Genomic DNA, 25,486 nt, shown 5'->3' with positions numbered 1-25,486 from the left:
CCGGTTTAGCCCACGACCACGTTGGCAAACACCCCGGGACCATAGATTGCCGAGACCTGAGCGACCTCAATCGTGTAGGGCCCGCTAACGCCATCCGCTGTTTTCATGGCCGCAGAATACGTCCAGTTTGGAACCGCTGTGACCTCCTCACGCTGAATGTCGCCACCTACGCGAACACGAACAAGGTAAGTTTCGCTTTCCTCGCCCAGCGGGACGTCCAGGCCGCTCCAGTCGTCGCCATCGATCCGGGTGCGCCGCACCCAGGTAATCAGATCCGCGCCAGCGCTGCTGGCGACATGCAGATGAACCGGGGCATAGGGTCGAAGGCCATTGCCATCGAATGCCTCTATCTGATGCACATAAGATGGGTCGTCATATCCGCGTGTTGCCGGGCCAATGCGATAGTGCTTGGACACACGCCGTTCGCTGCGCAGAAGGTTCAACTGCGATACCCGATCGTCCAGCAATACGAAGGTTGAACCTTCGGACCAAACTTCGGGCATCAGGCTGTCGGTGCCCAACTGGCCGCGCAAGCGACCTGACAGCGTGTAAATGCCTGCTTCGGTCAATTCGGCATTTGCGAACTGGAACACCTCCCAATTCCCCGAGGTTCCGTCGCCGATTGCCGCCAGATTGGCACCGTTCAGCAAGGCAGACCGAGGCCGGGATTCCAGCAACCCGTGGATCAGATTCACACGCAGCGGCGCGCCTTCGTCCCAAACGCCTGTACTGGCGCGCCAAAGCGGCGTCTCGGTAAACCCGATAACTGATGTGTCCGTGATCACCTGACGCAAGCCATAATCCTCATCCTGCGCCGCCGCATAGACCGCCACGTTTCCCGGCCAGGGGTCAGCAGATACCGCTATGTAAGGCGCATGCGCGGACTCGGCCCCGGTAACCAGGGGCAGATCCATGAACATGGGCAGAACGGGCACCGGAGCGACATTGGGCTTGGCTGTAACGCCGTCATCCTCGATCTCGGCAGGGGCATAGACGCCCGGCTCGATCCGAACGGCATCGGCAAGCTGCAATTCGGCCTGCTCCATCCGGTCGATCCTGAACTGCGCACCATTGATCTGGTTTTCACCTGTCAGGCGAACCACATCGCCCGCCCCCAGATGCAACATGGATGGCGGCAGACCAAAGCGTGCACTTTCGCGCGACACCCGAGACTCGCTCAACCAGCGTTCGACCGTCTGACGGCCCTCGGCGCGCGTCATCGACAGCGGCATTTCACTGACCGAAACCGCGTGAGTCCGGTCATCGGGCAACACCGCCTCTTCTGCGATGATGTCATGGTCGGCATCGGACTGAACAAAGCGCAATCGGGCGCGACCGGTCATCTCGGCTTCCGCTTCGCGGCGGTACTCGACCGGTCCGTCAATGTCCGAGGTGATGGCGATTCTGTCCGGGTCTACCTCGACAGGTCTGCGGCCATCCCGAGTGCGGAACACCAGTTTGCCATCCCGTTCGATTGCATCGAACCCATAGCGAAGCATCAGGGGTTGCAACGCCTGGCGCGCATCCATGACGTCTTCGATCGCGTAGCCGCGCACCACTCCGTAAAGCGCAGACACGTCAATCTCGGTGACACCGGCACGCAGACAGATCTCGGTCACGACCGACGCGAGTGTCCGCGAGCCAGACCGCCCGTTCAGCCAGTGACCCCGGGCATAGTTTGCCCCATCAGACCATTGGGACCGCAGGTTTGGAAAGGTTGGATACGGTCGCGCGTCCCACGCCCAGACATAGGCGTTGGCCATATCGATCATCGGGCCGCCGTAGATTTCCGAAACAGGATTGTTCTGCGGATCGGACCAGTAGCCCAACATCGCCTTGAGGTACTGGACCTGTATGAAATCATCTCGCTGCCCGTTGGAATATTTGGGCAGTTTCGACTCGGACGATTTCGGGTCCAGAAATTTGTTCGGCTGGTTGGTTCCCTTGTCGATTGCTGCGCACCCCAGTTCCGTGAACCAGATCGGCTTCGATCCCGGCACCCAGGAGGTTGGCGCGGCCTGCCTGACACCACCAATACGTTCGTGATGGCGATTGGCCCACCAGCCCCGGATATCCTTGTAGCGCCAGACCCAAGGCTCATCATGGTCGCCATCCTCAATCGGGGTCCGGATCTGTGCTTCGGCCTCCTCGGGGGAAGCGTAGTACCAGGCGTACCCCTCACCGCCTTCGATATTGCTGCGCAGATAGTCCAGATCGTAGATTGAGTTCGCGCTTTGAGCGTCCAGATGCCTATTGCCATCGCGCCAGTCGGACAAAGGCATGTAATTGTCGATGCCCACAAAATCGATGTTTTTGTCGGCCCATAGCGGGTCAAGGTGAAAGTACCTGTCTCCGCTTCCGTCCTGCGGTTGATACCCGAAATACTCGGTCCAGTCGGCCGCATAGCCGATCTTTGTGCCCGACCCCAAGATTTTGCGCGCCTCGGCGGCCAACGACCGGAATTGAGAGACTGCCGGAAACCCCGACGCTCCACGGATCTGTGTCAGACCCCGCATTTCAGACCCAATGCAAAATGACGCCACACCACCGGCGGCCTTGCACAAGGCGGCATAGTGCAGAATGAACCGGCGCAGACCCCATTCATTTGGTCCATCATAAGTTAATTCGCCATTGCCGACCGAGAAGTCGGACGCGCGGGCCTGACCAAAGAACGCCGCCACCTGAGCATCCGCCGCCGCCGTGCCGTCTGGTGAGCCCGCCTGTCCAGGCGCTTTGCTCAACGTGATCCGCCCCCTCCAGGGCAGATGCGCTTGCTGTCCAGCTCCCGACCACGGGTCGGGCAGCGAATTGCCCTTCATCTGATCCATCAGAATGAACGGATAGAACATTACGTCCTGACGGGCGGCCTTGAGATGCCGGATCGCCTCGACCACCGACGCATCTGCTGGCGTACCGCCATAGATCGGGCGTCCGTTGACCTGTTTGACCGCCTGCGCCGAAGATTTGGTCAGACCGGATGCGGTCCAGGGCATCTTGTCCCCATCTACATTCTTACGCTCGACCTTGGGGCGAATATCGCAACTGCCACAGCGCAGATCGTCACCGAACCACGACACGATCAGCGACGTCGCGTAGCACGACGGAACCTCGCGCCGTAGCGACTTGATCGAGCGCACAAGATCCGATCGCCCGGATTTCGAGTTTGCATTGGCCGCCCAACTGCGACCTTTGCCTTTTGTATAGTTCACCTGCGACTTTGCCAGAGCATATTCGCCGGTGCCTGGCATCAAGGCCACGCCGCGAATGTTCCGCGAGAGGGCCCCGCCATAATCGGGCGCATCCGATTGTTCGTGGCGCACGACCTCAAAGGAAAACTGTGGCACCCGATTGCCATAGGGTTCCAGTTGCAAATCCTCGATGACGACATAGGCCGTACCACGATAAGCTGGCACTCTGCCGGTGCCCTCTATCGCCTCGATCAACGGATCGGGCAGCTGGCTGCTCGACCCGTTGTACAACCGCATGTTCAATGAACTCAGCTCGGCCTCTTCGCCGTCGATCCAGACCCGCGGAATATCGCGGATCACTCCCACTCCGACCGCGATGGCCAGCGAGACGGAATAGGAATAGCTATGCGTCTTGGTTTCCACCTTCGCCGGTTTGGGAGAGCCCTTGCCGCCACCGGTGGATTGACTGGTTGTCGTCGTTGTGCGGGTTTCCAGAAAGTCCGAAGCCCAGATGACCTGCCCGCCGATCCGCATACGCCCAAACACGGTCGCGACCGGGGCACCTTCGCCGGTTTCAGTCAGGCGGAAACGGTCCATACGACCGGTCTCGACAACTTCGCTGCCGCCGCCCATGACGGATTGCCCCATCAACCGGTTGTCAACGACACGCCCCAACGTCGCACCTACTGCGCGACCTATGACAGCGGTGGACAATCCTGCAACCGTGCCACCGATCGACCCGCCAATTGCAGCGCCCGCCGCAGAAAGAAGAATAGTCGCCATTATCGATCCTTTCGCGGAAAATCAAAGCAAGCGACCACGCGACGTCGCCAGGGATCGCTCAGGGCATTTTCCACAACGCCCTGACCGGAATAGGCATGGATGAATCGCGGTACCGGATCGGACTGGCTGACAATACCAAGATGCTTGGCAACGCCAGTCTCGCGCATCCTGAACAAAAGCACATCGCCCGCAGACATCTGCGACGGATCCTTTTCCACCAGATGACGACGTGCCGCATCCCACATACGCTCTTCGCCCTGAGGTTCCGACCAGTCCATGCTGTAGACCGGCACGGCCTCGGGTTCGCGTCCCATGACGCCGCGCCAGACGCCGCGCAATAGCCCCAGACAATCGGCCCCGGCCCCCTTTGCTGACGCCTGGTGCACATAGGGTGTCCCCAACCACGAGCGCGCCTCATCAACGATGCTCTGACTTTGCGCAATCATCGGCGGCTTCCTCCTTTGTTGGCGTTCTTTTTCTTCGGCACCGCCATGACCCAGTCTTCGCCGGGTAGGTCGGGAAAGCCTTGAAAGTTCAAGATGTTGCCAAATTTGTATCGGCAGGTATTCATGCGCTTGTCGCAGCCAGCGGTCAGCCTGACACGATCACCAACCGCCAGCCCGCCGCCGATACCGGACCAAAGCAAAACAGAACGCCCGTCCGCGTTGCGCAGGTCTTGTTTGATTGTCGCCCAAAGACCGGTGGCCGGGCCGCTCAGGACGTCGAGCCTGCCACGCTCAAACCAGCCAGCATTTTGTGCGTCGGCACCGAGCAGGCGCAGGCTTACCCCGCTTTCCATACCGGCAATCTCGGCTTCGACCGAAAGACCCTGCGCGCTGGTGTCGACCCGACAAGCTGCATCTCCCAACACAGCGGTGCAGGGTTTTTGATAGATGCGCCCCAGAGGGCGGTTCAGCTTGTCGGTCAGACCGCGCAACTCGGCGTGAAACGCCCCTCCGGCCCGGCGCAGTTCACCGATCGAGCCACGAAATTGCAACAAACGCTGTTCAGTATCGGACCAGTTAACCAGCCAGGCCCTCACCTCGGCCCCGTCAAAGCGGCCTGCCTCAATATCCTCTTCGCGCACCGCTGCATCGGACAGCGCACCCATCGCTTCGGAGTTATCGATCGACAGGCCCGTGGCCTGATCGATCGCCGCTGCGGTCAATCCGGTGCTGGCGCGAAAGATCAACCCGTCAAACGAGAGTTCGCGGTCGTGATCGGTGAACCCGAATTCCTGACCGTCGTTCCGCGTGATCGCCCAACAGCGGCATGTGGTGGTCAAGCCGGTTTGAAGATGATCCAGAAGCCCCTGTTTGTCCCCGCTCATCACACGCGCACCTCGACAACGGGCACATTCGGGGCATCCCCTGCTTGAAAACTGGCAACGCTGGTTTGGACCTTGTCCGTGTCAAAACGAACGGGAACATCAAACTCGAAGCCGGCCGTGATTTCGACCTGCTCAGCCGGGGCCGAGGCCAGGGTGATCACCCCGGTTGTCAGTTCCACCTGGAAATCGACCCCCTCGCGCAGTTCGTCCTGATCCAGACCGATTTTCACTGTGCCCAGAACCGGTTTGGCAATCGGGCGAACATAGCTAACGCCGCCAGAGGTGTAAGTTTTGATCAGCTGGAAGTCGGTGCTCTGCCCGTCACCGCGCGCAATAACCTGATCGCCGCTGCCCACATCCAGAGACGCCGCACTGGATTTGAAATCGGACCAGTCCTTCCAGCGGAACCCATACATCTGCCCCTGCCGCGCCTCGAAAAACGAAATCAACGTCTCGATATCGTCCAGCGACCGCATCCCCAGACCGGCGTCATACCGGCGACGCGAATGCGCCCAGGGCGTGTTGCGTTCCTCGAACCCGTTGGCCAGTGTCACGATATCTGTGCGCCGTTCCGGCCCTCCGACCGAGCCAAAGCTCAGACTGGCGGGAAATCTCACCTCGTGGAAATTCATCAACTGCTCCCGTGATTATCTGTTGCGATTGCCGCGGCTCAGGGCACGACTCATCTGTGCTGCGATCTGACCCTGACTGCGGCGAAACCCCTGCGCATCGGGCGTGGTGATGTTCATCACCACATTCACGCTGCGTCCGCCGCCCGAGTTGCGGACGCCCAGCTTTCCGTCAGGACCGCGCGCCAATGGCATGATCGCCTCGGGACCTGCCTCGCCCATCAGGCCGGTTGCGCCGCGCATCGGAAACATAGTCGGGCCACTGACAACGCCGCCATTGGCAAAGGGCATGACGCGGCCCTGGCTGAAACTGCCGCCATCCGCGAAAGGCAATATGCCTTTGACAAGCCCGCCGATTCCGGTCGCCAACATTCCGCCGAAATGGTCCGTGACCGGCTTGATTGCCGCCGAATAGGCCGTACGGATCATCGAGTTCTTCAGCACGTCCAGCGCATCGGACAGATTCATCCCGTCCAGCACCACGCCGTCAAATGCCTTGCGCAGCCCGCTGGACATCCCCCGCTCCAGCGTTGCCACGTCCTTGCCAGTTTCCTCAAACGCAGCGCCTAGCCGTTTCATGTGCCCGTCAAAGACCGCGGCCATGCCTGCGGCATCACCCAGCGCGTCGCCCAGCGCCTCGCCCCGCTCTTGCAGGTCGTCAATCCCGTCACGATCGCTCATCATGCTCTCCTTGTTGCTTGTCCGGATAGGCCGCCAGCAACGCATCCAGCCCTGCCCGGTTCATTGCCGGCATCCCTGCACCCTGTCCCAACATCATCCGCAGCTCGGCCGGGGTCAGACGCCAGAACTGATCCGGTGTCAGACGCAGCCCCAGAAACCCTGCCCGCATCAGTGCGGGCCAGTCGAACCCGTTCATGACTGTCCCGGCACCATGAATGCCCGCGCCAGCAACTCGGCAGCCGCCTTTGCGCCAAACATGGGTCCACCCTCGATCTCGGCATGCAGCAGGTCAGAGCGCGTTACATCGGCCCCACCCCCCCGCAATCCGGCCACGATCAGCGACAGAACATCGCCGCTGGAATACGACCCGCCCTCAAAGCGCTGCACCAGTTCCACCAGGGATCCGACTGATAGCTCCTGCTCCAACTCGGCCAAGGCACCCAATGTCAGTTTGAGTACTCGCCGCTCCCCATCAATGGTCAGCGCCACCTCACCCGTCCACGGATTGGCCATCAGAGCGCCGAAAAGCTCAGCGCACCGGCGCTCGCAAGGCTCATCTCATAGGTCGCCTCACCATTGTGCGAGCCCGCATATTCAAGCCCGGTCACCTGAAATGGCCCTTCCACCACCCCGAAATCGGGGATGATCACCTGAAAACCGGGCGTCTCTCCGTCAAAGAACAGCTGACGCGCACGCTCGTCGGTGCCTTCATCCTTGAACACGCCCGAGCCCGAGATCGAGGCTGACTTAACCCCCGCCCCGGACAACAGTTCACGCCAACCGCCCTGACTTTCCAGGCTGGTCACATCCACGCTTTCCGCATTGAAACTGATCCGCGTAGCGCGCAGCCCCGCGACGGTTTCGAACAGGCCGCCGCCATCCATATCCACTTTGACCAAAAGGTCCTTGCCGTTCTGGGCACCCATTTCATCTCTCCATTGATTGCTTAATCGTCTTCCACGCGGGCGCGGAATCTCAGGTCGATCTGGCGGATTGCTCCACCAGTTCCAGTGCGCCGCGCCGAGGCGCGCTCGAACCACAGCCCCACCAAACGTCCTCGATCCAGCGTCAAGGGGGTTCGGTCCAGCACGTCACTCACCGCACCAGCCAACGCCTTGGCAGCAGCAAAACCTGCGGCTTCGGACACAACCGACACCGTAAATCGGTGAATGGCGCCGCCGCCGGTCGTATCGGACGCGTCCCTGACCTCTTCTGGCCCCAGCGTGATATAGGTCTGAGGCACCGCCCCCGCCGGCATCGCGTCAAAAACGGCTGATCCGACCTGGGCGGTGATCCGCCGGTCCCCCGAGAGCCGCTGAAAAACCGCTGCCTGCAACGCGGCTGAAACGCCGTAACTCATGCCGCCACCTCTTCGTCCACGAAACAGGTCAGGTAGCGGCCCCGCGTATCGCGCTCTGCGACAGCACGGATCACGAATAACCGCGCACCGTCACGAAACCGCTGATCGGGGGCCGGCCGCCAGGCCGACCCTTGCGGCGCTCCCCGCACCACAATGCGGTATCCGACGCGCGACACAGACACCCCGGCTATGGAACGTTCGGACCCGCTGCGCGCCGTAACCTCGGCCCATAGCGTGCCTAGTGCTTCCCAGGTTTCTGTGTAGCCACCTGCGCCATCCGCTTGTCGCACAGGGGCCTCAAGCAGCAGTTTCCGGTTCAAACGAGGATCGCTCATTGCATCACCCCTGCGCCGAACCGCACCGTTCGATAACGCTGGATCAGACTGGTCACACCAAAAGGCATGCACCAGGCGCCAAGGGACGTTTCGTCGCGATACTCGTAGTAGTGCGCCGCTAGCAGCAACACTGCCTGACCCAGATCAGCAGGCAACCCGCCCCAATCCGCGGCCATCCCTGCGGAGAAGGTTATTCGCGCCGAACCGTTCGCCACAACCGCGGGCAGCGCCGAACTCACGCCGCGCACGCGCGGACGCTGGTTGTCACGCTCTAACCGGTAGCGCGCAGCGTCGATTTCCGTCTCCGCTCCTTCGGCATCCATCAAAGTGACAGCGTCGATTGCCGTTACCGGAGCGACCGGCAGAACCTCTGCTGTATGATCCCGCCACGTATTGACACTCCACGAAAAACCACGCGCGATCAGAACCTTGCCGGTGCGCGCCTCTATCGCCGCAATGGCTGCGCGTAGAAAACCGGCAAGGACCTCGTCCTGCACTTCATCCTCGGCAAAGCCCGTACCCAGCCTCAGATGCGCCTTGAACTGATCCACCGGCAGCGCCGCATCCGCGATGGCGGTTTCTTCGATCAACATCATCCATTCACTCCGCAATCTCGGACCCCTCCGGGGCCGTATCCTTGGAAAATGACGGGCACGCGCCGCCCCACGTTGCTCGGACGGAGGGGAGCAGCTAGACAACGCAGGGGATCTCACCCCGGCCCGCGCCCGCCGCCCGAGGGGCCAAAGGCCCCCCGGATTCAGCCCGCGTTAGGCGGTGCCGAATTTCACCAGTTTGATCGCGGCAAAGTCGCTCACATCGCCGCCCACGCGCTTGGTCGCGTAGAACAGGACATGCGGCTTGGCGCTGAAGGGATCACGCAACACGCGCAGATCGGGACGCTCGGCAATGGTGTAGCCCGCTTGGAAGTCACCAAAGGCAATTGAGAAACTGTCGGTCGCCGCATCCGGCATATCCTCGGCAATCAGCACCGGGTATCCCATCAGACGCGCAGGCTCACCCGCCGCCAGACCATCCGACCACAGGAAGCGGCCATCGCTGTCCTTCAGCTTGCGGATCAGACCCGCGGTTTTCGAGTTCATCACGAAGGTGCCGTTAACCCGGTACTGCGCGCCCAGCGCATAAACCACATCTACAATGGCATCCGCATCGACACCGCCATCCGTGCCGGTCGCCACATAACCCAGATTGCCCCAGGCCCAGACGTCATTATCAACAGCCGGGTGGTCCAGAATCCCCTTGGGCTTGTCCGCCCCGTCGCCACCGATAAACGCCGCCGCCTCGGCGCGGGCGAACTTGTCGGCGATGCGACCGGCCAGCCAGCCCTCGACATCAAACGCACTGTCATCCAGCAACCGCTGCGAGGCTTTCGGCAGAGCGCTCAGCTCGTGCAGCGGCATGGAGATCCGATCAATCGACGGCGTCGCGGTCTCAGCCGTAGCCGAGGTCTCATCCGCCCAACCCGCGCCCACGTCGGTATGGTCGATCAACACATCGAACGAGTTCGCCTCGACATTCACCACCGACGCGATCGAGCGGATCGATGCGGTCGAGTTCAGCACCGACTTGATCATTTCAGCCGTCTGCGGATCGACCAAATAACCGCCATCACTGTTCACCGCACTCGACAGCGATTTGGCTTCAATCTCCAGTCCGCGCAGCCCGTCATCCTCGCCCGAACGCACATACGCGTCGAATGCCTTCTGGTGCGGTGCGCCGTCCTCGATGGAGGCCGCAAGATGCGGGCGTGCCGCGATGGTTGATTTACGATCCAGCATGGTCAGTCGCTCTTCTGTCTGTTGCAGTTTGATTTTAACTTCGGCCTTGAGGCCCTTGAATTCATTCACGAAGCCAGCCATCGCCTGCTTCACCTCCTGAACCAGGGGCGCACCCTCTCCGGTCAAGGCCGGGGTCTCGGTCTTGCTCATCAGCATGTCCTGTTCTGAGTGGGTATTGAGGCGCGCTAGGTTCGCGCCAGCTCCTGCCGGGCGTGGTCAAACACCTCGGCAATACTGCGCCAGGTGTTTTCAACGTCAGGCTCAAAACCCTTCGCCGCCACCCGCGCACTGGGCAGCATCGGGAATGTCACCAAAGACACCTCCCACAGCTCCAGTTCCGTCAGGACACGTTGGCCCTTGTCATTCTTCACGGCCCGCTTGGTGCGATAGCCAATCGACAGACCATCCATCGCACCCGCCCGGATCAACTCCGCTGCTTCACGCCCCTTTTGTGTGCTCTCCAGCAGACGCCCCTTGACCCACAGGCCCGTGTCGTCCTCGCGCACCTCGTCCCAGACACCGATGGGCTGCGCCGGATCGTGCTGCCACAGCATCTTGACCCGTTGGCCCGCCTTGGCGAGCCCGTCCAGAGACCCCCGATACGCCCCGCGCCGCACCACATCGCTGCCCTGATCGACCTGCCCGAACAGGCTGGCATAGCCTTCGATCACTGCATCCTCGGACACTGACAACCCGTCGCCAAACCGTGCGAATTTATGCTCCAAATCCATGAACTTCTCCACGTAATCCACTGATATTACGGCGCTACTACCAGTAACGACTGAAACGCCTGCGCCAAAATCACCGCCGCCACGCCGTAAACCGTCAGCCACAACCGCTTCTCCAGCCGCTCCATCATCTCTTCGATCTGATCCAACCGCCTGCACAGATGCGCGTGCTGAATCTCGGCCACCCGTTCATGCGCGGCCAGCCTCAGCCCCGGCGCACACTCGAACGGAGGATACCCGTCACCCATCCGCGCGCTCCGGTAACCCCAGCAAAGCACGCTTCTCGGCATCGCTCAGGAAGTCAGCCCCATTGACACGCGCCCATTGTGCGTCGCGTTCCGCCGACAGCGCCGGCACCTGATCCAGATCGGGCTTCAGCACCAAATCCTCACCCGAGAACCCCGCCAACCACTCCGACACCGCCGCCGCCACCCGCGCCACCAGGGGCAGCACGGTCAGGCGATAAAACGCCCGGTTGGCCTCCTGATAGTTCGAATAGGTCGCGTCGCCCTGGATCCCCAGCAGCATCGGCGGGACCCCAAAGGCCAGCGCGATCTCGCGGGCAGCGGCTTCCTTGGTCTTTTGAAACTCCATATCGGACGGAGAGAACCCCATCGGCTTCCAATCCAGCCCCCCTTCAAGAACCATCGGACGGCCAGCATTGCGCGCCCCGCGATAGTTTTGCTCGATCTCATCGGACAGACGCCGGAACTGATCCTCGGCCATCACCCCATGGCCATCGCCCTTCCACACCAGTGCCCCCGAAGGCCGCGCCGCATTATCCAGCAGCGATTTCGACCACCGAGACGCGCTGTTATGCACATCAATCGCCATCGCCGCCGCTTGCATGGGTGAGAACCCATAATGGTCATCCTGAGGGTGGAACGATTTGATATGACAGATATTTTCCACCGCAAACCGATGCTTCTTGCCGCCCACCGCATAATCATACGCCTTGGGCCAGCCATCCGCCCCAGGCACCACGCTCATCCGGTCGGATCGCAAGACATGCAGCTCAACCGGCAAGCCTTCCTCGGCCTGCACCGCCTCGACATAGGCATTGCCCGACAGCAGCAGCTGCCCAAACAGAGCCTCCATCAACTCCGCCCGCCCCTGCGCCGCATTCGGGCGCCGCATCAGCGACAGGATCGGATGCACATCAAACCGCTGCGCCTGATCCTGCAGCACCAAAGGCAAGGCCGCCGCCGCCTCGGCAATCAGCTTGACCGAGCGAAACCCCACCGGGTTCCCCGAAAACCCCGTCCGCGTCAACGATACCGCGTCCCGAGGGCTCCACGCCACGCGCCCGCCCGTCTGCCACGCCACCACAGGCCCCGCCGCGCTCGCCTTCGCCTCGGGCGTCGCCTCAGCCGATCCACGACGCAAGAAATCGAATACCATCTGTGCTCCTTTCTGCCGCCGCTCTGCCCGGCTTGTTGAAAGGAGTTATGGCGGAAAGAAGTTTAAGGCTTGGGAATGGGGCGTACGCGGGGTGGGCAACGGATAAAAAGCTATAAACAATCGGTTTTGAGGGATGTTTGTAAAAGTCACCAAGAACCATATGCGCTCACGCATTCAATCTAGACGCGAAGAGTTTGTTCGAATACTCCTGAATTTACAACGTTATAGCTTTTAAGAATACAGTGAGGTTTTATGATTTTTACCAAAACGATTGCACCGGTCTTTATTTTGGCATTGTCCGGATGTTTGGGACCAAATTTGGACTACGGAGCAGAACCAACAACCTTCAAGTATACCGAAGCCGGAACGTCGGGTCTAAATGCGGTCAGACCCTACCCCACACCAGAAGACGTTTGCCAAGTCATCAGTGAAAATCGAGAAATCCGCGAACCCGTCAATGACGGATCATTTTTGATTGCTTGCCCAAAGCACGAACGCGGCGCAATCAGCGACAGACAGAGCGAAGGCGCGCAAGTTATAGCTCATGCGCGACACTGGACTATTCTATCTGTACCCGCTCGATAGAACCACATTTTGCTAAATAATGGCATCTGCTCTGGGCTGCGGAACGCTATAGCGCCCGCACCCTAGGCCGCCGATACGCCGCCGCAGGCCCCACGACCAGCTCATGCAGCGCCCAGACCAGCGCGTCGACCCGGTCGGGAGAGCCCTGCCCCTCAAATCCCCTCGCGGTCATCTGGCACATCTGCTCCTCCAACGCGTCCAGCCCGGCCACATGCGCCACCCGCCCCTGCTCGTACAGTGCCGCCACCGGCTCGGCCCGCGCGACCTTGCCGCGTGAGGCCCGCACCGCGCGATAAGGAACCATAGGGTCTACCTGCCGCACGACCTCTTCCACCAGTTGCCCACCCTGATTGACCTCGGCCACCAACCGTTCGGCCCCGAACTCGTCCATCGCGTCAATCGCCGCCTGCGCCCAGCCCGCCGGGCCAACGCCCTGCACTGTCCGGTCGGCCAGCACATAGGCACGCCACTCCTCGGGCGGCCCCTGTAGCTGAGCGCCCACGACCACGATCCCACAAGCATCCGCATCCGCCCCAGCCGTCACCGCCGGGTCCAGCGCCACCACGATGCGATCCAACGCGGGCACCCGCGCACAGCGCGCCGCTTCAAGCATCGAGCCCGTCCACAGCGCGCCTTCAGCATCCGACAGCAGCACCCCGTCCAACTCCTGCCGCCCCAGCCGCGTGCCCGCGTACCGCGCCCGAACCTCGTCCAGAAACGAGTCCGCCAGATTGGCCCGGTTCGCCTCGGTCGGCGCGTGGGTCTGCACGGTCGACGGCGACGCCAGCAACTCCTTCAAAACCTTCACATTGCGCGGCGTCGTGGTCACACAGACCCGAGGCCGCTCTCCCAACCGCAGCGCAAATTGCAGCATATCCCAGGTCTCACCCGCCTTTTTCCACTTGGCCAACTCATCTACCCAGGCCGCATCAAATTGCGGCCCGCGCAGCCCCTCAGGATCATGCGCCGAAAACACCTGCGCCTCGGCCCCGTTGGGCCAGATCAGCTTGCGCTCGGATGCTTTCCAGGTGGGCCGACGATCCGGCGGTGAGCATTGCAATATCCCGCTGTCGCCAAAAATCATTACATCGCGCACCTGATCAAAGGTCTCACCGACCAAGGCAACCCGGCACGCCTCACCGCGATCCAACGGCAATGACCCCTCGACCACAGACCGCACCCATTCGGACCCAGCGCGCGTCTTTCCCGCGCCGCGCCCGCCCATAATCACCCATGACCGCCAGTCGCCCTCAGGCGGCAATTGATGCGGCAACGCCCAGAACTCGAACAGGAAAGGGAGGGCACACAGCCCCCCCTCCCCGATCTCACTCAGAAACCTGTCCTGCACCGCAGCAGGCGCGGAGGCGAGCCAGCCTGCACCCGATCTCAGATCGTGCCCGATCAAGGTCGAGCGCATAGCCCCCTTGGGCGATACCGGCTTGTCTGTGATGTCGTTCGACAAAGCTTGTCTCCACTTTCTGGCAACTTCGGATCAGCCCCTCTAGCTGACCCAGTTGCTTGCCTGTTCCGGCAAGGTCTGCATCCTCCCCGGCACCAATCTGCCTGCGCAGTTCTTCCGCTGCCTGGCGCAGATCGCGAATGGATCGCTCAAGCGACTGCAACAAATCAGCCGTCTGAGAAATCCGCTCTTCCGGGGTAATCAAAGTCATGTTTGCCTGTGACCTCATGCGTGAGTTTTCTCCGCACGAGAGAAACGAAAAACGGCCGCCGGGTTGCCCCGGGGCCGTTGCCCACCTCTTCTAGCATGACACAACCTATACGCGATCACGCGCGCAAAGTCAAGGTTTCGCGCAACACCCCGCAACAGCTACCGTACTGAAATCGTTAATTTTTCTTAAGGAATAGGCTCACAATATTGGCAATGGCCCACGTGTTTTTGTTTGCCTCAGAACAAAGTTGCTGCGCGTATCGCGCACAAGCCCAGATTTCAGCAGGCGTTGCATTATGAAGTGTTCAAGATCTTCGGGTGTCTTGGCATAGACCTTGAGGATGAAATCATGATCCCCGGTGATTGACGCACATTCGACGATCTGAGGTTCCGTTTCCACAAGGCGCAGGAAGGACGAGATGCTCTCCTCCTGATGATCGCGCAAGGCAACATGCACATACGCAATCGCGTTCAACCCCACAGCTTTTGCGGCAACCTGCGCACGGTATCCTGACACAACGCCCGCGGACTCCAAATCGCGGACCCTGCGCCAGCATTGCGAAGCGGACAAACCCGTCCGCTCGCCCAAGTCCTGCATCGAAAGACGCGCGCTGATCTGCAGTTCGCGCAGGATTGCTATGTCAGCAGCTTGAAGATTCTCTTTCATAAGTTCCACTTTTACGAAACGTTTATTTCAATTTTGCCACAACCCCACTGCCTTTCAAACATTTTTCATGGCTCGTCGCGCATAGAATAATTGCAGGAGGACAAACGGAATGCCCAAATCTACCAAATACATCGCAAAGACAGCCGACGCGCGGGGCCATATCGAGTACACCGCCGAAGAAGATGCAGTTTGGGCCGACCTCTATGCCGCGCAGGAACCGAACATTCACAGCCACATGGCAGGCGAATACCTGGGTGGTCTGGCACGTCTGGAATTGCCCAAAACCAAAGTCCCTTCCTGCGCGGATATTTCCGAGCGCCTGCTCGACTTGACCGGCTGGAGGGTTCAACCGGTTCCAGCCCTGATCGGTTTCAAAGACTTCTTTGAGATGTTGGCAAACAAGGTCTTTCCGGCCGCCTCTTTCATCCGCTCGCGCGAGGATTTCGACTACATCGAAGAGCCGGACATTTTTCACGAAATTTTTGGGCATACGCCCTTGCTCAGCGATCCACGCTTTGCAGCATTCAGCCGCGCGATTGGGAAGGCCGGTAAGCGTGCGGACCCATCCGACTACACCTGGCTGATCCGCTTGTACTGGTTCTCGATCGAGTTCGGATTGCGCCGTCAGGACGGGCAGATCAAGGCTCTTGGATCCGGTCTTGCGTCCTCACCGACCGAGTTGATCTATTCGGTGACCAGCGACATTCCCGACCGTGATCCGTTCGACGTTCTGACCATCTTGCGTACGCCCTATCGGATTGACATGCATCAGATGGGATATTTTGTCCTGGACGATCCGGAAACGCTGTTCGCAGCCGCCGAGCGTGATCTTCTGGCCGATATACGGCAGGCGCGTTCAATGGGGCTACTGCCAAACAAGTTCCCGCCGAAAGTTACCGCCGCAGAATAAAGTCCGAAATCCACCGAGTGTTTGCTGCCAATTGAGCACATGGCATCCGCCAGCCTGACGGATCGCTTGACATTCCGGCCTGAAACGCGCATCAGCCGCGCGAAAGACCGCGCTGACGCGTGAAATCGGGCGACGCCCGATCCCAAAGCGCACCATATTCTCCAGTTCCCCTTCACGCAGGGTTCTTGATGCGACAGCCGGATGTAGAGGACTCGCCTCTGTATCCCGAGGCTTCGCCAAACCCTGCCGGTCACGCCGCAAGCGTGATCTGACACCCCGATTCCGCGATGCAATGACGTCACGGATCATAAAGGATTGATACTTGTTCGACTTTGATATGCTCGGCCTTGCGCCAGCCTTGAACGACGCGCTCAAGCGCGCCAACCTGACCCAACCCACCCCGATCCAGAACCAGGCCATCCCCCTGGCGATGGACGGTCATGACATTCTCGGCCTGGCACAAACGGGCACCGGCAAGACATTGGCGTTCGGCCTGCCCCTGATCGACCACCTGCTTGCACAACCTGGCAAACCTGCCCCCAAAACCGCCAAAGCGCTGGTGCTGGCCCCGACGCGTGAGTTGGTCAACCAGATCGCTGAAAACCTTCGCAACCTAACTGGAAAGACCAAACTGCGCGTCGCCACCGTGGTTGGCGGTCAGTCGATCAACAAGCAGATCATGTTTCTGGCGCGTGGCACCGACATCCTTGTCGCCACCCCGGGGCGCTTGATTGACCTGATGGAGCGTGGCGCGGTTGATCTGGGTTCCGTCCGCCATCTGGTGCTGGACGAGGCCGACCAGATGCTGGACCTTGGCTTCATCCATGCCCTGCGCAAGATTGCCCCTGCGTTGGGCACGCCGCGACAGACAATGCTGTTCTCGGCCACCATGCCAAAACAGATGGAGGAGCTGAGCAGCGCCTATCTGACCAACCCCCAGCGGGTGCAGGTCTCGCCTCCGGGCAAGGCAGCGGACAAGATCACCCAATCGGTACATTTCGTCAGCCGGGCCGCAAAGCCTGAAAAACTGCGCGAAATCCTCGCGGCGGACACAAACGCCCTGACTCTGGTGTTCTCTCGCACAAAGCATGGCGCTGAAAAGCTGATGAAAGGGCTGGTCGCCGACGGATTTAACGCGGCCTCGATCCACGGCAACAAAAGCCAGGGCCAGCGCGACCGCGCCATCAAGGCGTTTCGTGCGGGCGAGATCAACGTGCTTGTTGCCACCGACGTCGCCGCGCGAGGGATCGACATTCCGGGCGTGGCTTACGTGGTCAACTACGATCTGCCCGAAGTGCCCGACAACTACGTCCATCGCATCGGGCGCACCGCTCGCGCCGGGCGCGAGGGCGAGGCGATTGCATTCTGCGCGCCTGATGAGGTCGATCAACTGCGTCAGATCCAGAAACTGATGAAGATCGAAATCCCTGTCGGCAGCGGCGAAATGCCTGAATTCGCCGAGCCTAAGAAACCCGCACGCCGTCAAGGCCAACGCCGCCGGGGACCAAAGCCTCAGCACAACGGCAACGGCGCAAAACCACAGGGGCAGAAACGCCGCCGTCCACGTCGGCGGTCCGCAGCCTGATCCAACAAGAAAACGGCGGGCACTGGACCCGCCGTTTTTCATTATCAGATCAATAAACTCAGTTGCCCGAGTTACGCTCGGCTTCGATCTCTCGCCATTTTGCGACGTTACGATTGTGCTCTTGCAACGTCTCGGCAAAGGCGTGACCGCCCGTTCCATCGGCAACAAAGAACACGAAGTTCGTGTTGTCCGGTGCAACAGCCGCCTCAAGACTGGCAAGTCCCGGATTGGCAATTGGCGTCGGCGGCAATCCGTCGATTTGGTAGGTATTCCAAGGTGTTGGCCGGTTCAGCTCACTGCGTCGCAATCCGCGCCCCAGAACGCCGCGACCCTTTGTAACGCCATAGATCACCGTCGGGTCCGTTTGCAGTTTCATACCTTGATTCAGGCGGTTGACGAAGACGCTGGCCACCTGCCCGCGCTCTTCTGGCACACCGGTTTCCTTTTCGATGATCGAAGCCAGGACCAGCATCTCTTCGGGGTTTTCCAGCGGCAAGCCATCCTGACGCGCTTCCCATACGGCATTGATCCGCAGCTGCTGTTTTTCCTGCATATCGCTCAACACCGCATTGCGGTCATCGCCAGGGGACACTTCATAGCTGTCCGGGGCCAGCATGCCCTCGGAGGGGATCTCGGCAACCTCGCCGCCAAGGAAATCAGCTGACTTGAGCGCCTCAACCACCTGCCAGCTTGTGACCCCTTCTGCCAACGAGACGCGATACCGCGTGTCCGACTCGTTGCGCTTTTGTCCATAGACATCGGGCGCGTCATCGACCCCCACTTCGAACTCGGCAATGTCGACAAAGTTCAGTGTTGCCGGGTCCAGTTCGCGCACACGAACCTGCGCCCGCGTCACACCGATCCGGTACTCGATCTCGGTCCCGCAGGTGCTTGCCCCGCTTTTTGTGATATCGTCAATGATCTGTTCCATCGACGCGCCTTCGCGCACCAGAAAGCTGCCGGCTTTCAATTGCTGGGATTTGTCGGTGTAGTCAGCCGCCATTCGAAACAGCATCGCGCTGTTGACCGCGCCCTGATCTTCCAGATCACGGCTGACACGCGTCATGTTCGATCCGCTTTCAACCCGCAGGCAGATGGCGGTTTCCAACGGGCCGTCAGACGAATACTGCGATTGCCCCCACAGGATCAGACCGCCCATCAGGAACAGGCCGACCACCAGAATGGTCAGCATGTTCGAAGCGAGTGCCCGCCACATTTAACTGACCTTTCCGAAGATCACGCTTGCGTTGGTTCCGCCAAACCCAAACGAGTTCGAAAGCGCCACGTTGATTTCACGTTCGCGCTTGGCATTTGGGGCCAGATCGATCGGCGTTTCAACCGCCGGGTTGTCCAGATTGATCGTTGGTGGCGCAACCTGATCGCGAATCGCGAGGATCGAGAAGATCGCTTCAATCGCGCCCGCCGCACCCAACAGGTGGCCGGTCGCCGACTTGGTCGAGGTCATGGTCGCGTTGCTGGCATGATCGCCCAGCAGACGCTCTACAGCACCCAGCTCAATCGTATCCGCCATGGTCGAGGTGCCATGCGCATTGATATAGTCCAGATCCTTCGGCTCCAGACCTGCACTGCGCAGCGCGGCCCGCATCGAACGTTCCGCACCATCGCCATCTTCGGATGGCGCGGTAATGTGATAGGCATCTCCCGACATGCCATAACCAAGTACCTCGGCATAGATCTTGGCGCCGCGCGCCTTGGCGTGTTCGTAGTCTTCCAGCACCACGATGCCCGCGCCTTCACCCATGACAAAACCATCACGATCCACGTCATAAGGACGGCTCGCTTTCTTCGGATCATCCGCGTATTTGGTCGACAGCGCTTTGCAGGCGTTGAACCCGGCAATGCCAATCTCGCAGATACAGCCCTCGCCACCACCCGCGATCATCACATCCGCATCACCAGCACGAATGATACGGCTGGCGTCACCAATCGCGTGGGCACCGGTCGAACAGGCCGTCACGACCGAGTGGTTGGGACCTTTGAAACCAAAGCGGATCGAGACCTGACCCGAAGCCAGGTTGATCAGCGCCCCCGGAATAAAGAACGGTGAAACACGGCGCGGACCTTTGTCGCGGATCAGGTTCGCGGTGTCAGCAATGGAGCCCAGACCGCCAATGCCAGAACCGATCAGGACACCGGTCCGCAGGCGGTCTTCCTCATCCTCGGGCGTCCAGCCAGCATCCTTGCAGGCCATTTCCGCCGCCGCGATGGAATAGAGGATAAAATCCTCGATCTTGCGCTGCTCCTTTGGCGGCATCCAGTCGTCAGGGTTGAACGTGCCGTTGGTGCCATCGCCGCGCGGTACTTCGCAGGCATAGGTCGTGGTGACCCCGGTTGCCTCGGCATCAAACAATGTAATCGGGCCCGCGCCGGACTCACCGTCCAGCAGCCGCGACCAGCTTTCTTCGACTCCGCTGGCCAAAGGAGTGACCAATCCCAGACCGGTTACAACGACTCTGCGCATGAAGTGCCTCTTGCCTGCTTCCTGTTATGAGAACCGTCCATACCCCGCCCCGGGGTCCGGGGGCAAGAGCAACGGTATGTTCCGCGTCGGCATCCTGTCGCCAAAATCGGCAAGAACTGCAAAAACAGCACCAGGCGAACAAAAAATCCGCCCCTTCACGGTTTGCAAAGGGGCGGATGTCCGAGGGTTGAGGGCCGATTTACTGGAACTGTGCCACCGGTTCATGCGCGGCCTGGGCCATATCCAGCGCCTCTTTCAGATCCACGGTCTTGCGGAACAATGCGCGCCCGACCAGCGCCCCGGCGATGTTGGGGATATAGGCAAGACGCGAAACATCATCGGCCTTTCGCACCACACCGCTGGCAACAACAGGCGTGCGGGAATGTTGCGCCAGACCCGAGATCAGGCCGAGCTGCGCCTCGACATCTTCCATATCGCTGTCGATATCTGTGACCAGAATGGCGGCAAACGGGACACCGTCGAAAGCGTCAATGAACGCCTCGGGGGTAAATGCGCTTTGGGTGCGCCACCCCTCGGTCATCACCTGCCCCTGCCAGACATCAACGGCCAGGACAATCTGATCCGGATAACGCTTGGCCAGTTCCTTGACCAGATTTGGGTCCCACGCGGCGAGCGTCCCGATAACGATCCGCCCAGCCCCTTTGTCGATCCAGTGCTCGACCTGTTCGCGGGTGCGCATACCACCGGCCAGCTGCACCGGAATCTCAGCGCTGCGAATGATCTCTTCGACCAGTGCGGCATTGCCATCACGTCCTTCGATGGCATCGAAGTCGGTCAGGTGCATCCATTCGGCCCCCGCCGCAGCCCAGCCACGAGCGGTTTCCACTGGATCAACATGCCAGATCATCGCATCGTCCAGACGGCCCTTGTCCAATGTGACACAACGGCCGCTCTGCAATTCCATTGTGGGGTAAATCCTCATGAGCTTGCTCCTCCGCCCAATCGCTCTGGAAATCCATGATACCATACACGACCGGCGAACTGGTGATTCCACCAGTTTCGGCACCCAAAGGTCAATTTGCGGCATTGCAGCACAAAGCGCGGCTCAGACCCGCGCCGGAGGTCCATTTCTTCGAAACAGATGAACCGGGGTATCCTGGTACTCGGCCTCGCGCAGCAGTACGTAGCCCAGCTTCTCGGCCAACCTGCGCGAGGCGGTGTGATCGGCGTCAATCAGCGCAACAAGCGGACCCGGAATGACCCTGTCGAACCAGTCATGCGCCGCCTGCACAGCCTCGTGCCCGTATCCCTGGCCCTGCATGTCCGGGGCCAGAATCCACCCGGCCTCGGGGAAACCATCGAAATCCTCGCCCAGCGACCGGTTGCTGTAGAAGAACCCGGCCTGCCCGATCAGTGTGCGATTCGATTGCAATACCACACCCCATTGGCCAAACCCGGTCATTTGCCAGTGCCCGGCATTGCGCAGAAACTTGTCCCACGCTTCGCCTCGGGTCAGGGGGGTGCCGCTGATGTGGCGCACAACTTCGGGATCGCGCCAAATCTCGGCGAACCGATCAAAGTCTTCTGGGCGCATCGCGGACAGTGTCAGCCGCGCCGTATTGATCATCGGGGTGGATCTTATCATGCCCTTGCCCGTCTGGAATTTGCCTCAGCGACCAGAGTGCGAACACCCCGCGCGCCGTGCAAGCGCGAATTTCAAGCACGCACAAAAAAACGGCGCCTCCGTTGCCCGGAAGCGCCGCTTTTTTAGGTATTCGAAACGATCAGGACGCTTCGGTGATGAATTTGACGGCGTCGCCAAAGGTCTGGATGGTTTCGGCTGCGTCATCGGGGATTTCGATGCCGAACTCTTCTTCGAAGGCCATAACCAGTTCAACGGTGTCCAGGCTGTCTGCACCCAGATCATCGATGAACGAAGCGTTCTCAGCTACCTTGTCTTCTTCCACACCCAGGTGCTCAACAACGATCTTCTTAACGCGATCTGCGACGTCGCTCATGTCTATTCCTCATTCCTTTTCAGGGCGCTTTGCCCGGTTCTGCCCATGCCCGCGCGGGGTGGCCTTGATGTGCCCTTTCCGGGCGGTTTGGGTCCCGGATACCCGGGAAACAAGAGAACCGGTCAACCTGACCGGTCCCTAAGCATATGCGCCGCCTATAGCACAGACAACGCGCAAGGCAAACGCTTTCGCACCTGCCCTCAGTTGCGCCTACAACATGGCCATACCGCCATTCACATGCAAGGTGCTTCCGGTAACATAACCCGCTTCGGGGCTGGCAAGATACAGCACGGCGGCGGCAATTTCCTGCGGATCACCCATGCGACCGGCCGGAACCTTAAGCAGCAAGCCCTTTTTCTGCTCATCCGTCAGCTTTTCGGTCATTGCAGTGGTGATAAAGCCCGGTGCCACTGCGTTCACCGTAATGCCACGGGTTGCAACCTCATGCGCAAGGGCTTTCGAGAATCCGATCATGCCCGCCTTGGACGCGGCATAATTCGCCTGCCCCGGGTTGCCGATTGCCGCAACCACGGACGAGACATTCACGATCCGACCCCAGCGTGATTTCATCATGCCGCGGATCACGCCCTTACACAGCTTCATGGTCGAAGTCATGTTCACGTCGATCACGCTCTGCCATTCCTCATCCGACATACGCATGAACAGGTTGTCACGAGTGATGCCGGCGTTGTTGACAAGAATGTCGACCGACCCCATCGCCTCGGCCGCTTGCTTTGGCAACGCCTCGACCGCCTCGGGGTCGCTCAGATTACACGGCAGGACATGGGCGCGCTCACCCAGATCGTCGGCCAGAGCCTGCAGAGGCTCAACGCGCGTACCTGACAGGCCCACGGTTGCGCCTGCGCCGTGCAAGGCCCTTGCGATGTCCCCTCCGATGCCACCCGAAGCCCCAGTGATCAGGGCGTTCTTACCAGTCAAATCAAACATTCTTCTTCCCTCGTCCAGCGCCCCGACCGGGACGCATGTTTTTCTCAAGATTCGGCCTGCAGGGCCTTCTGCACATCTTCCGGCGTGCCAACCGCCTTGCCTGCGACCGCGCGATCAATCTTGCGGATCATGCCCGACAAGGCTTTGCCAGCGCCGATTTCCCACGTTTCCGTCACGCCCTGCGCCGCCATATACTGAACGCTCTCGCGCCACCGGACAGACCCGGTCACCTGTTCGACCAGCAATTGCCGGATCACGTCCGGATCACTGACCGCTTCGGCACGCACATTGGCGACCAGAGGCGCGGCGGGTGCCTTGATTTCGACAGCAGCCAAAGCTTCTGCCATTACATCTGCCGCAGGCTGCATCAGCGCACAGTGAAATGGAGCACTTACGGGCAACATAACTGCGCGTTTTGCGCCTTTTTCCTTGGCAATCTCGGCGGCCCGCTCGACAGCAGCCTTGGACCCGGACACCACAACCTGAGTCGGATCGTTGTCATTCGCCGCCTGGCAAACCTCGCCCTGGGCGGCGTCTTCGGCGACCGCGCGTACCGCTTCCAGGTCCAGCCCGAGGATCGCGGCCATCGCACCCTCGCCCACCGGAACAGCGCTTTGCATGGCCTGACCGCGCGTGCGCAGCAACCGGGCGGTGTCAGCGACGCTCAACGCACCTGCCGCCGCCAATGCCGAATACTCCCCAAGCGAATGGCCCGCGACAAAGGCTGCGTCTGTGACCGAGACACCTTCTGCCTCCAACGCGCGCATCGCCGCCATCGACGTCGCCATCAGTGCGGGTTGCGCGTTCTGGGTCAGGGTCAGGTCTGCGATGTCGCCTTCCCAGATCAGGGCGCTCAGCTTTTCACCCAGCGCATCGTCTACCTCGTCGAAAATGGCTTGCGCGGCGGGATAGGCTTCGGCCAGTGCCTTGCCCATTCCGATGGTCTGGGCACCCTGCCCCGGGAAAACAAACGCGCGTGTCATTGCAACCTCATGGATGACGATAGATTGCGGCGGGGTGTAAACTGACAAGCCGCGCGGCACAAGCATTGCCTGCGTTCTGCATCTGGGCACCTTCAATGTGCGATTCCTGCGGTTGTGTCTCCGTGTACTCTCTTTAGGTTGGGCACAGCCCAGCAAACCCCGGAGTGTACGATCCATGGCCGCAACCAATTCCTTTTCCAGCTACGGAACAGTGACCAAGAGTTTTCACTGGCTGACGGCTCTACTAATCTTTACTGCCCTGCCGCTGGGCTGGTTTGCCAATAATCTGGCGCACGCCATCTACGATCCGTCCATTCCTACGACCGAAGCTGACATCGCACAGGCCGCGCGTCTGTTCTCGCTGCACAAAACCGTCGGGATTGCAGTGTTCTTCGTTGCGCTTGCCCGAATTCTGTGGGCCTTGACCCAAACCAAACCTGGCTTGCTGAATGCCGAAAACAAGCCCGAGGCCTTCGCTGCCGAAACCGTTCACTGGCTTCTTTACAGCTCACTTGTCCTTGTTCCCCTGACCGGATGGGTGCATCACGCCGCAGCCGAGGGGTTTGCGCCGATCCTCTGGCCCTTCGGCCAAAACCTGCCGCTGGTCCCCAAATCCGCAGACCTTGCCGAACTGACCGCCAGCCTGCATTGGCTTTTCATTCTGGTTCTGGCCGGGTCTCTTGTTCTGCACATAGCAGGCGCTCTGAAACACCACATCATCGACAAGGACAGCACATTGCGGCGCATGCTGCCCGGACGCTCGGACGCGCCCGAGCCACCGGCGCAGCACCACTCCGCGACCCCGGCAGTCGCTGCGTTGGCTGTTTGGTGCGCAGTTCTTGCTGGCGGTTGGTACAATGGGTCGTTTTCCCATCATTCCGACGCTGGCACCGACACCGCAGAATTGGCCGAGGTTCAGTCTGATTGGCAAGTGCAGGACGGTACCCTTTCGATCACGATCACGCAGTTGGGCAGCCCGGTTACCGGCTCATTCGCCGACTGGACTGCCGCCATCGCATTCGAAGACCCTGCCGAGCCCGGCCTGGCCGGAACAGTTGATGTCGAGATTGCAATCGGATCGCTTAGCCTGGGCACCGTCACGGATCAGGCGATGGGCGCGGATTTCTTCAACAGCGCGCAATTCCCAACGGCACAGTTCGATGCTGACATCTACAAGACCGAGACAGGGTATGAGGCGCGCGGCCCTCTGACGATCCGCGACAAGACGCTGGATATCGTGCTGCCCTTCTCGCTCGACCTGCAGGACGGAACCGCCACCATGGCCGGATCCATCGACCTGAACCGGCTGGACTTTGATGTCGGCACCTCGCAACCGACCGAGGATTCGCTGGGCTTCGGCGTCACTGTCTCGGTCGAACTGTCGGCCAGTCGCGCCGAGTAGCCCAAAAGAAAACCGCCGGAGATTTACCTCCGGCGGTTTCGTATT

28 protein-coding genes are annotated in these 25,486 nt (G+C 60.5%); 4 read left to right on the top strand and 24 right to left on the bottom strand.

Annotated features, from left to right (window positions below; all coding sequences use genetic code 11):
• Positions 1-5: 5 nt before the first annotated feature.
• The 15 genes from ACR0JA_RS00840 to ACR0JA_RS00770 form a co-directional block, all read right to left on the bottom strand.
• Positions 6-3,971, bottom strand: coding sequence for a baseplate multidomain protein megatron (locus tag ACR0JA_RS00840; protein WP_480568612.1), 3,966 nt, complete (start codon positions 3,969-3,971; stop codon positions 6-8).
• Positions 3,971-4,417 carry an NlpC/P60 family protein gene (locus tag ACR0JA_RS00835; protein ID WP_480568610.1) on the bottom strand — a complete coding sequence of 149 codons (447 nt, stop codon included), beginning with the start codon at positions 4,415-4,417 and terminating at the stop codon, positions 3,971-3,973. Before ACR0JA_RS00835 ends, ACR0JA_RS00840 begins: the two co-directional genes overlap by 1 nt.
• Positions 4,414-5,301, bottom strand: coding sequence for a DUF2163 domain-containing protein (locus ACR0JA_RS00830; RefSeq protein ID WP_480568607.1), 888 nt, complete (start codon positions 5,299-5,301; stop codon positions 4,414-4,416). Before ACR0JA_RS00830 ends, ACR0JA_RS00835 begins: the two co-directional genes overlap by 4 nt.
• Positions 5,301-5,933, bottom strand: a complete 633-nt coding sequence (locus ACR0JA_RS00825) for a phage distal tail protein, Rcc01695 family (RefSeq protein ID WP_480568605.1) — start codon at positions 5,931-5,933, stop codon at positions 5,301-5,303. Before ACR0JA_RS00825 ends, ACR0JA_RS00830 begins: the two co-directional genes overlap by 1 nt.
• A gap of 15 nt (positions 5,934-5,948) precedes the next feature.
• Entirely contained in the window at positions 5,949-6,611 is a 663-nt protein-coding gene (locus tag ACR0JA_RS00820; RefSeq protein WP_480568602.1) for a phage tail tape measure protein, read from the bottom strand.
• Positions 6,598-6,807 (bottom strand): rcc01693 family protein, encoded by a 210-nt coding sequence (locus ACR0JA_RS00815; RefSeq protein WP_480568599.1) that lies wholly within the window; start codon positions 6,805-6,807, stop codon positions 6,598-6,600. The genes ACR0JA_RS00820 and ACR0JA_RS00815 overlap by 14 nt, the downstream gene beginning before the upstream one ends.
• Complete coding sequence (locus tag ACR0JA_RS00810; protein WP_480568596.1) at positions 6,804-7,124, bottom strand: gene transfer agent family protein; 321 nt, start codon at positions 7,122-7,124, stop codon at positions 6,804-6,806. Before ACR0JA_RS00810 ends, ACR0JA_RS00815 begins: the two co-directional genes overlap by 4 nt.
• On the bottom strand, positions 7,124-7,537 hold the full coding sequence (locus ACR0JA_RS00805) for a phage major tail protein, TP901-1 family (protein WP_480568593.1): 414 nt from the start codon (positions 7,535-7,537) through the stop codon (positions 7,124-7,126). Before ACR0JA_RS00805 ends, ACR0JA_RS00810 begins: the two co-directional genes overlap by 1 nt.
• 20 nt (positions 7,538-7,557) lie before the next feature.
• Positions 7,558-7,971, bottom strand: a complete 414-nt coding sequence (locus ACR0JA_RS00800; protein WP_480568590.1) for a DUF3168 domain-containing protein — start codon at positions 7,969-7,971, stop codon at positions 7,558-7,560.
• A complete protein-coding gene (locus ACR0JA_RS00795) occupies positions 7,968-8,306 on the bottom strand; it encodes a phage head closure protein (RefSeq protein WP_480568587.1) in 339 nt (112 codons plus the stop codon). The genes ACR0JA_RS00800 and ACR0JA_RS00795 overlap by 4 nt, the downstream gene beginning before the upstream one ends.
• The gene (locus ACR0JA_RS00790; RefSeq protein ID WP_480568584.1) at positions 8,303-8,902 is read right to left on the bottom strand and encodes a head-tail connector protein; all 600 of its coding nucleotides are present in this window, start codon (positions 8,900-8,902) and stop codon (positions 8,303-8,305) included. The genes ACR0JA_RS00795 and ACR0JA_RS00790 overlap by 4 nt, the downstream gene beginning before the upstream one ends.
• 171 nt (positions 8,903-9,073) lie before the next feature.
• Positions 9,074-10,252, bottom strand: a complete 1,179-nt coding sequence (locus tag ACR0JA_RS00785) for a phage major capsid protein (RefSeq protein WP_480568581.1) — start codon at positions 10,250-10,252, stop codon at positions 9,074-9,076.
• Between the two features lie 35 nt (positions 10,253-10,287).
• Positions 10,288-10,833, bottom strand: a complete 546-nt coding sequence (locus tag ACR0JA_RS00780) for an HK97 family phage prohead protease (protein ID WP_480568578.1) — start codon at positions 10,831-10,833, stop codon at positions 10,288-10,290.
• A 26-nt stretch (positions 10,834-10,859) separates the two neighbouring features.
• On the bottom strand, positions 10,860-11,078 hold the full coding sequence (locus tag ACR0JA_RS00775) for a GTA head formation protein, RCAP_rcc01685 family (RefSeq protein ID WP_480568575.1): 219 nt from the start codon (positions 11,076-11,078) through the stop codon (positions 10,860-10,862).
• Positions 11,071-12,231, bottom strand: a complete 1,161-nt coding sequence (locus ACR0JA_RS00770) for a phage portal protein (RefSeq protein ID WP_480568573.1) — start codon at positions 12,229-12,231, stop codon at positions 11,071-11,073. The genes ACR0JA_RS00775 and ACR0JA_RS00770 overlap by 8 nt, the downstream gene beginning before the upstream one ends.
• 252 nt (positions 12,232-12,483) lie before the next feature.
• Here ACR0JA_RS00770 and ACR0JA_RS00765 point away from each other — a divergent pair, with 252 nt between their 5' ends.
• Positions 12,484-12,816: a hypothetical protein gene (locus ACR0JA_RS00765; RefSeq protein WP_480568570.1), complete on the top strand. Its 333-nt coding sequence runs from the start codon at positions 12,484-12,486 to the stop codon at positions 12,814-12,816.
• 46 nt (positions 12,817-12,862) lie between these two features.
• On the opposite strand, the gene ACR0JA_RS00760 is transcribed toward ACR0JA_RS00765, so the two are convergent.
• Together ACR0JA_RS00760 and ACR0JA_RS00755 are read right to left on the bottom strand one after the other, a co-directional pair.
• Positions 12,863-14,233 carry a DNA-packaging protein gene (locus ACR0JA_RS00760; protein WP_480571093.1) on the bottom strand — a complete coding sequence of 457 codons (1,371 nt, stop codon included), beginning with the start codon at positions 14,231-14,233 and terminating at the stop codon, positions 12,863-12,865.
• A 451-nt stretch (positions 14,234-14,684) separates the two neighbouring features.
• A complete protein-coding gene (locus ACR0JA_RS00755) occupies positions 14,685-15,152 on the bottom strand; it encodes an Lrp/AsnC family transcriptional regulator (protein ID WP_480568568.1) in 468 nt (155 codons plus the stop codon).
• A gap of 109 nt (positions 15,153-15,261) precedes the next feature.
• On the opposite strand from ACR0JA_RS00755, the gene ACR0JA_RS00750 reads away from it, so the two are divergent.
• Positions 15,262-16,062, top strand: coding sequence for a phenylalanine 4-monooxygenase (locus ACR0JA_RS00750; RefSeq protein ID WP_480568565.1), 801 nt, complete (start codon positions 15,262-15,264; stop codon positions 16,060-16,062).
• 322 nt (positions 16,063-16,384) lie between these two features.
• Positions 16,385-17,647, top strand: a complete 1,263-nt coding sequence (locus tag ACR0JA_RS00745; RefSeq protein ID WP_480568562.1) for a DEAD/DEAH box helicase — start codon at positions 16,385-16,387, stop codon at positions 17,645-17,647.
• 58 nt (positions 17,648-17,705) lie between these two features.
• On the opposite strand, the gene mltG is transcribed toward ACR0JA_RS00745, so the two are convergent.
• The 7 genes from mltG to fabD form a co-directional block, all read right to left on the bottom strand.
• Positions 17,706-18,863, bottom strand: coding sequence for an endolytic transglycosylase MltG (mltG, locus tag ACR0JA_RS00740; RefSeq protein ID WP_480568559.1), 1,158 nt, complete (start codon positions 18,861-18,863; stop codon positions 17,706-17,708).
• On the bottom strand, positions 18,864-20,129 hold the full coding sequence (gene fabF / locus ACR0JA_RS00735) for a beta-ketoacyl-ACP synthase II (protein WP_480568556.1): 1,266 nt from the start codon (positions 20,127-20,129) through the stop codon (positions 18,864-18,866). It abuts the gene before it with no gap.
• A 199-nt stretch (positions 20,130-20,328) separates the two neighbouring features.
• Complete coding sequence (locus ACR0JA_RS00730; RefSeq protein ID WP_480568553.1) at positions 20,329-21,072, bottom strand: 1-(5-phosphoribosyl)-5-[(5-phosphoribosylamino)methylideneamino]imidazole-4-carboxamide isomerase; 744 nt, start codon at positions 21,070-21,072, stop codon at positions 20,329-20,331.
• Between the two features lie 123 nt (positions 21,073-21,195).
• Entirely contained in the window at positions 21,196-21,735 is a 540-nt protein-coding gene (locus ACR0JA_RS00725) for a GNAT family N-acetyltransferase (RefSeq protein WP_480568550.1), read from the bottom strand.
• 139 nt (positions 21,736-21,874) lie between these two features.
• On the bottom strand, positions 21,875-22,108 hold the full coding sequence (locus ACR0JA_RS00720) for an acyl carrier protein (RefSeq protein ID WP_039529899.1): 234 nt from the start codon (positions 22,106-22,108) through the stop codon (positions 21,875-21,877).
• A 210-nt stretch (positions 22,109-22,318) separates the two neighbouring features.
• Positions 22,319-23,056: a 3-oxoacyl-[acyl-carrier-protein] reductase gene (gene fabG, locus ACR0JA_RS00715; protein ID WP_480568547.1), complete on the bottom strand. Its 738-nt coding sequence runs from the start codon at positions 23,054-23,056 to the stop codon at positions 22,319-22,321.
• A gap of 44 nt (positions 23,057-23,100) precedes the next feature.
• Entirely contained in the window at positions 23,101-24,039 is a 939-nt protein-coding gene (gene fabD, locus ACR0JA_RS00710) for an ACP S-malonyltransferase (protein WP_480568545.1), read from the bottom strand.
• A gap of 175 nt (positions 24,040-24,214) precedes the next feature.
• Here fabD and ACR0JA_RS00705 point away from each other — a divergent pair, with 175 nt between their 5' ends.
• Positions 24,215-25,441, top strand: coding sequence for a cytochrome b/b6 domain-containing protein (locus tag ACR0JA_RS00705; protein WP_480568542.1), 1,227 nt, complete (start codon positions 24,215-24,217; stop codon positions 25,439-25,441).
• The last annotated feature ends 45 nt before the right edge of the window (positions 25,442-25,486 follow it).

The sequence above is a fragment of the Ruegeria sp. AM4 genome (assembly GCF_056540665.1).
Note: the sequence above shows the minus strand (reverse complement) of the source record. Positions and strands in the feature narration are given on the sequence as shown.

What these genes read in the sequence shown, in the direction of transcription:
- ACR0JA_RS00705 (WP_480568542.1), top strand. Translation starts at nt 24,215, where the DNA reads ATGGCCGCAACCAATTCCTTTTCCAGCTACGGAACAGTGACCAAGAGT.
- ACR0JA_RS00780 (WP_480568578.1), bottom strand. Translation starts at nt 10,833, where the DNA reads ATGGATTTGGAGCATAAATTCGCACGGTTTGGCGACGGGTTGTCAGTG.
- ACR0JA_RS00730 (WP_480568553.1), bottom strand. Translation starts at nt 21,072, where the DNA reads ATGAGGATTTACCCCACAATGGAATTGCAGAGCGGCCGTTGTGTCACA.
- fabD (WP_480568545.1), bottom strand. Translation starts at nt 24,039, where the DNA reads ATGACACGCGCGTTTGTTTTCCCGGGGCAGGGTGCCCAGACCATCGGA.
- ACR0JA_RS00820 (WP_480568602.1), bottom strand. Translation starts at nt 6,611, where the DNA reads ATGAGCGATCGTGACGGGATTGACGACCTGCAAGAGCGGGGCGAGGCG.
- ACR0JA_RS00750 (WP_480568565.1), top strand. Translation starts at nt 15,262, where the DNA reads ATGCCCAAATCTACCAAATACATCGCAAAGACAGCCGACGCGCGGGGC.
- ACR0JA_RS00815 (WP_480568599.1), bottom strand. Translation starts at nt 6,807, where the DNA reads ATGAACGGGTTCGACTGGCCCGCACTGATGCGGGCAGGGTTTCTGGGG.
- ACR0JA_RS00770 (WP_480568573.1), bottom strand. Translation starts at nt 12,231, where the DNA reads ATGGTATTCGATTTCTTGCGTCGTGGATCGGCTGAGGCGACGCCCGAG.
- ACR0JA_RS00755 (WP_480568568.1), bottom strand. Translation starts at nt 15,152, where the DNA reads ATGAAAGAGAATCTTCAAGCTGCTGACATAGCAATCCTGCGCGAACTG.
- ACR0JA_RS00785 (WP_480568581.1), bottom strand. Translation starts at nt 10,252, where the DNA reads ATGAGCAAGACCGAGACCCCGGCCTTGACCGGAGAGGGTGCGCCCCTG.
- ACR0JA_RS00775 (WP_480568575.1), bottom strand. Translation starts at nt 11,078, where the DNA reads ATGGGTGACGGGTATCCTCCGTTCGAGTGTGCGCCGGGGCTGAGGCTG.
- mltG (WP_480568559.1), bottom strand. Translation starts at nt 18,863, where the DNA reads ATGTGGCGGGCACTCGCTTCGAACATGCTGACCATTCTGGTGGTCGGC.
- ACR0JA_RS00765 (WP_480568570.1), top strand. Translation starts at nt 12,484, where the DNA reads ATGATTTTTACCAAAACGATTGCACCGGTCTTTATTTTGGCATTGTCC.
- ACR0JA_RS00800 (WP_480568590.1), bottom strand. Translation starts at nt 7,971, where the DNA reads ATGAGTTACGGCGTTTCAGCCGCGTTGCAGGCAGCGGTTTTTCAGCGG.
- fabG (WP_480568547.1), bottom strand. Translation starts at nt 23,056, where the DNA reads ATGTTTGATTTGACTGGTAAGAACGCCCTGATCACTGGGGCTTCGGGT.
- ACR0JA_RS00795 (WP_480568587.1), bottom strand. Translation starts at nt 8,306, where the DNA reads ATGAGCGATCCTCGTTTGAACCGGAAACTGCTGCTTGAGGCCCCTGTG.
- ACR0JA_RS00825 (WP_480568605.1), bottom strand. Translation starts at nt 5,933, where the DNA reads ATGAATTTCCACGAGGTGAGATTTCCCGCCAGTCTGAGCTTTGGCTCG.
- ACR0JA_RS00830 (WP_480568607.1), bottom strand. Translation starts at nt 5,301, where the DNA reads ATGAGCGGGGACAAACAGGGGCTTCTGGATCATCTTCAAACCGGCTTG.
- ACR0JA_RS00840 (WP_480568612.1), bottom strand. Translation starts at nt 3,971, where the DNA reads ATGGCGACTATTCTTCTTTCTGCGGCGGGCGCTGCAATTGGCGGGTCG.
- ACR0JA_RS00805 (WP_480568593.1), bottom strand. Translation starts at nt 7,537, where the DNA reads ATGGGTGCCCAGAACGGCAAGGACCTTTTGGTCAAAGTGGATATGGAT.
- fabF (WP_480568556.1), bottom strand. Translation starts at nt 20,129, where the DNA reads ATGCGCAGAGTCGTTGTAACCGGTCTGGGATTGGTCACTCCTTTGGCC.
- ACR0JA_RS00810 (WP_480568596.1), bottom strand. Translation starts at nt 7,124, where the DNA reads ATGGCCAATCCGTGGACGGGTGAGGTGGCGCTGACCATTGATGGGGAG.
- ACR0JA_RS00725 (WP_480568550.1), bottom strand. Translation starts at nt 21,735, where the DNA reads ATGATAAGATCCACCCCGATGATCAATACGGCGCGGCTGACACTGTCC.
- ACR0JA_RS00760 (WP_480571093.1), bottom strand. Translation starts at nt 14,233, where the DNA reads ATGCGCTCGACCTTGATCGGGCACGATCTGAGATCGGGTGCAGGCTGG.
- ACR0JA_RS00790 (WP_480568584.1), bottom strand. Translation starts at nt 8,902, where the DNA reads ATGATGTTGATCGAAGAAACCGCCATCGCGGATGCGGCGCTGCCGGTG.
- ACR0JA_RS00720 (WP_039529899.1), bottom strand. Translation starts at nt 22,108, where the DNA reads ATGAGCGACGTCGCAGATCGCGTTAAGAAGATCGTTGTTGAGCACCTG.
- ACR0JA_RS00835 (WP_480568610.1), bottom strand. Translation starts at nt 4,417, where the DNA reads ATGATTGCGCAAAGTCAGAGCATCGTTGATGAGGCGCGCTCGTGGTTG.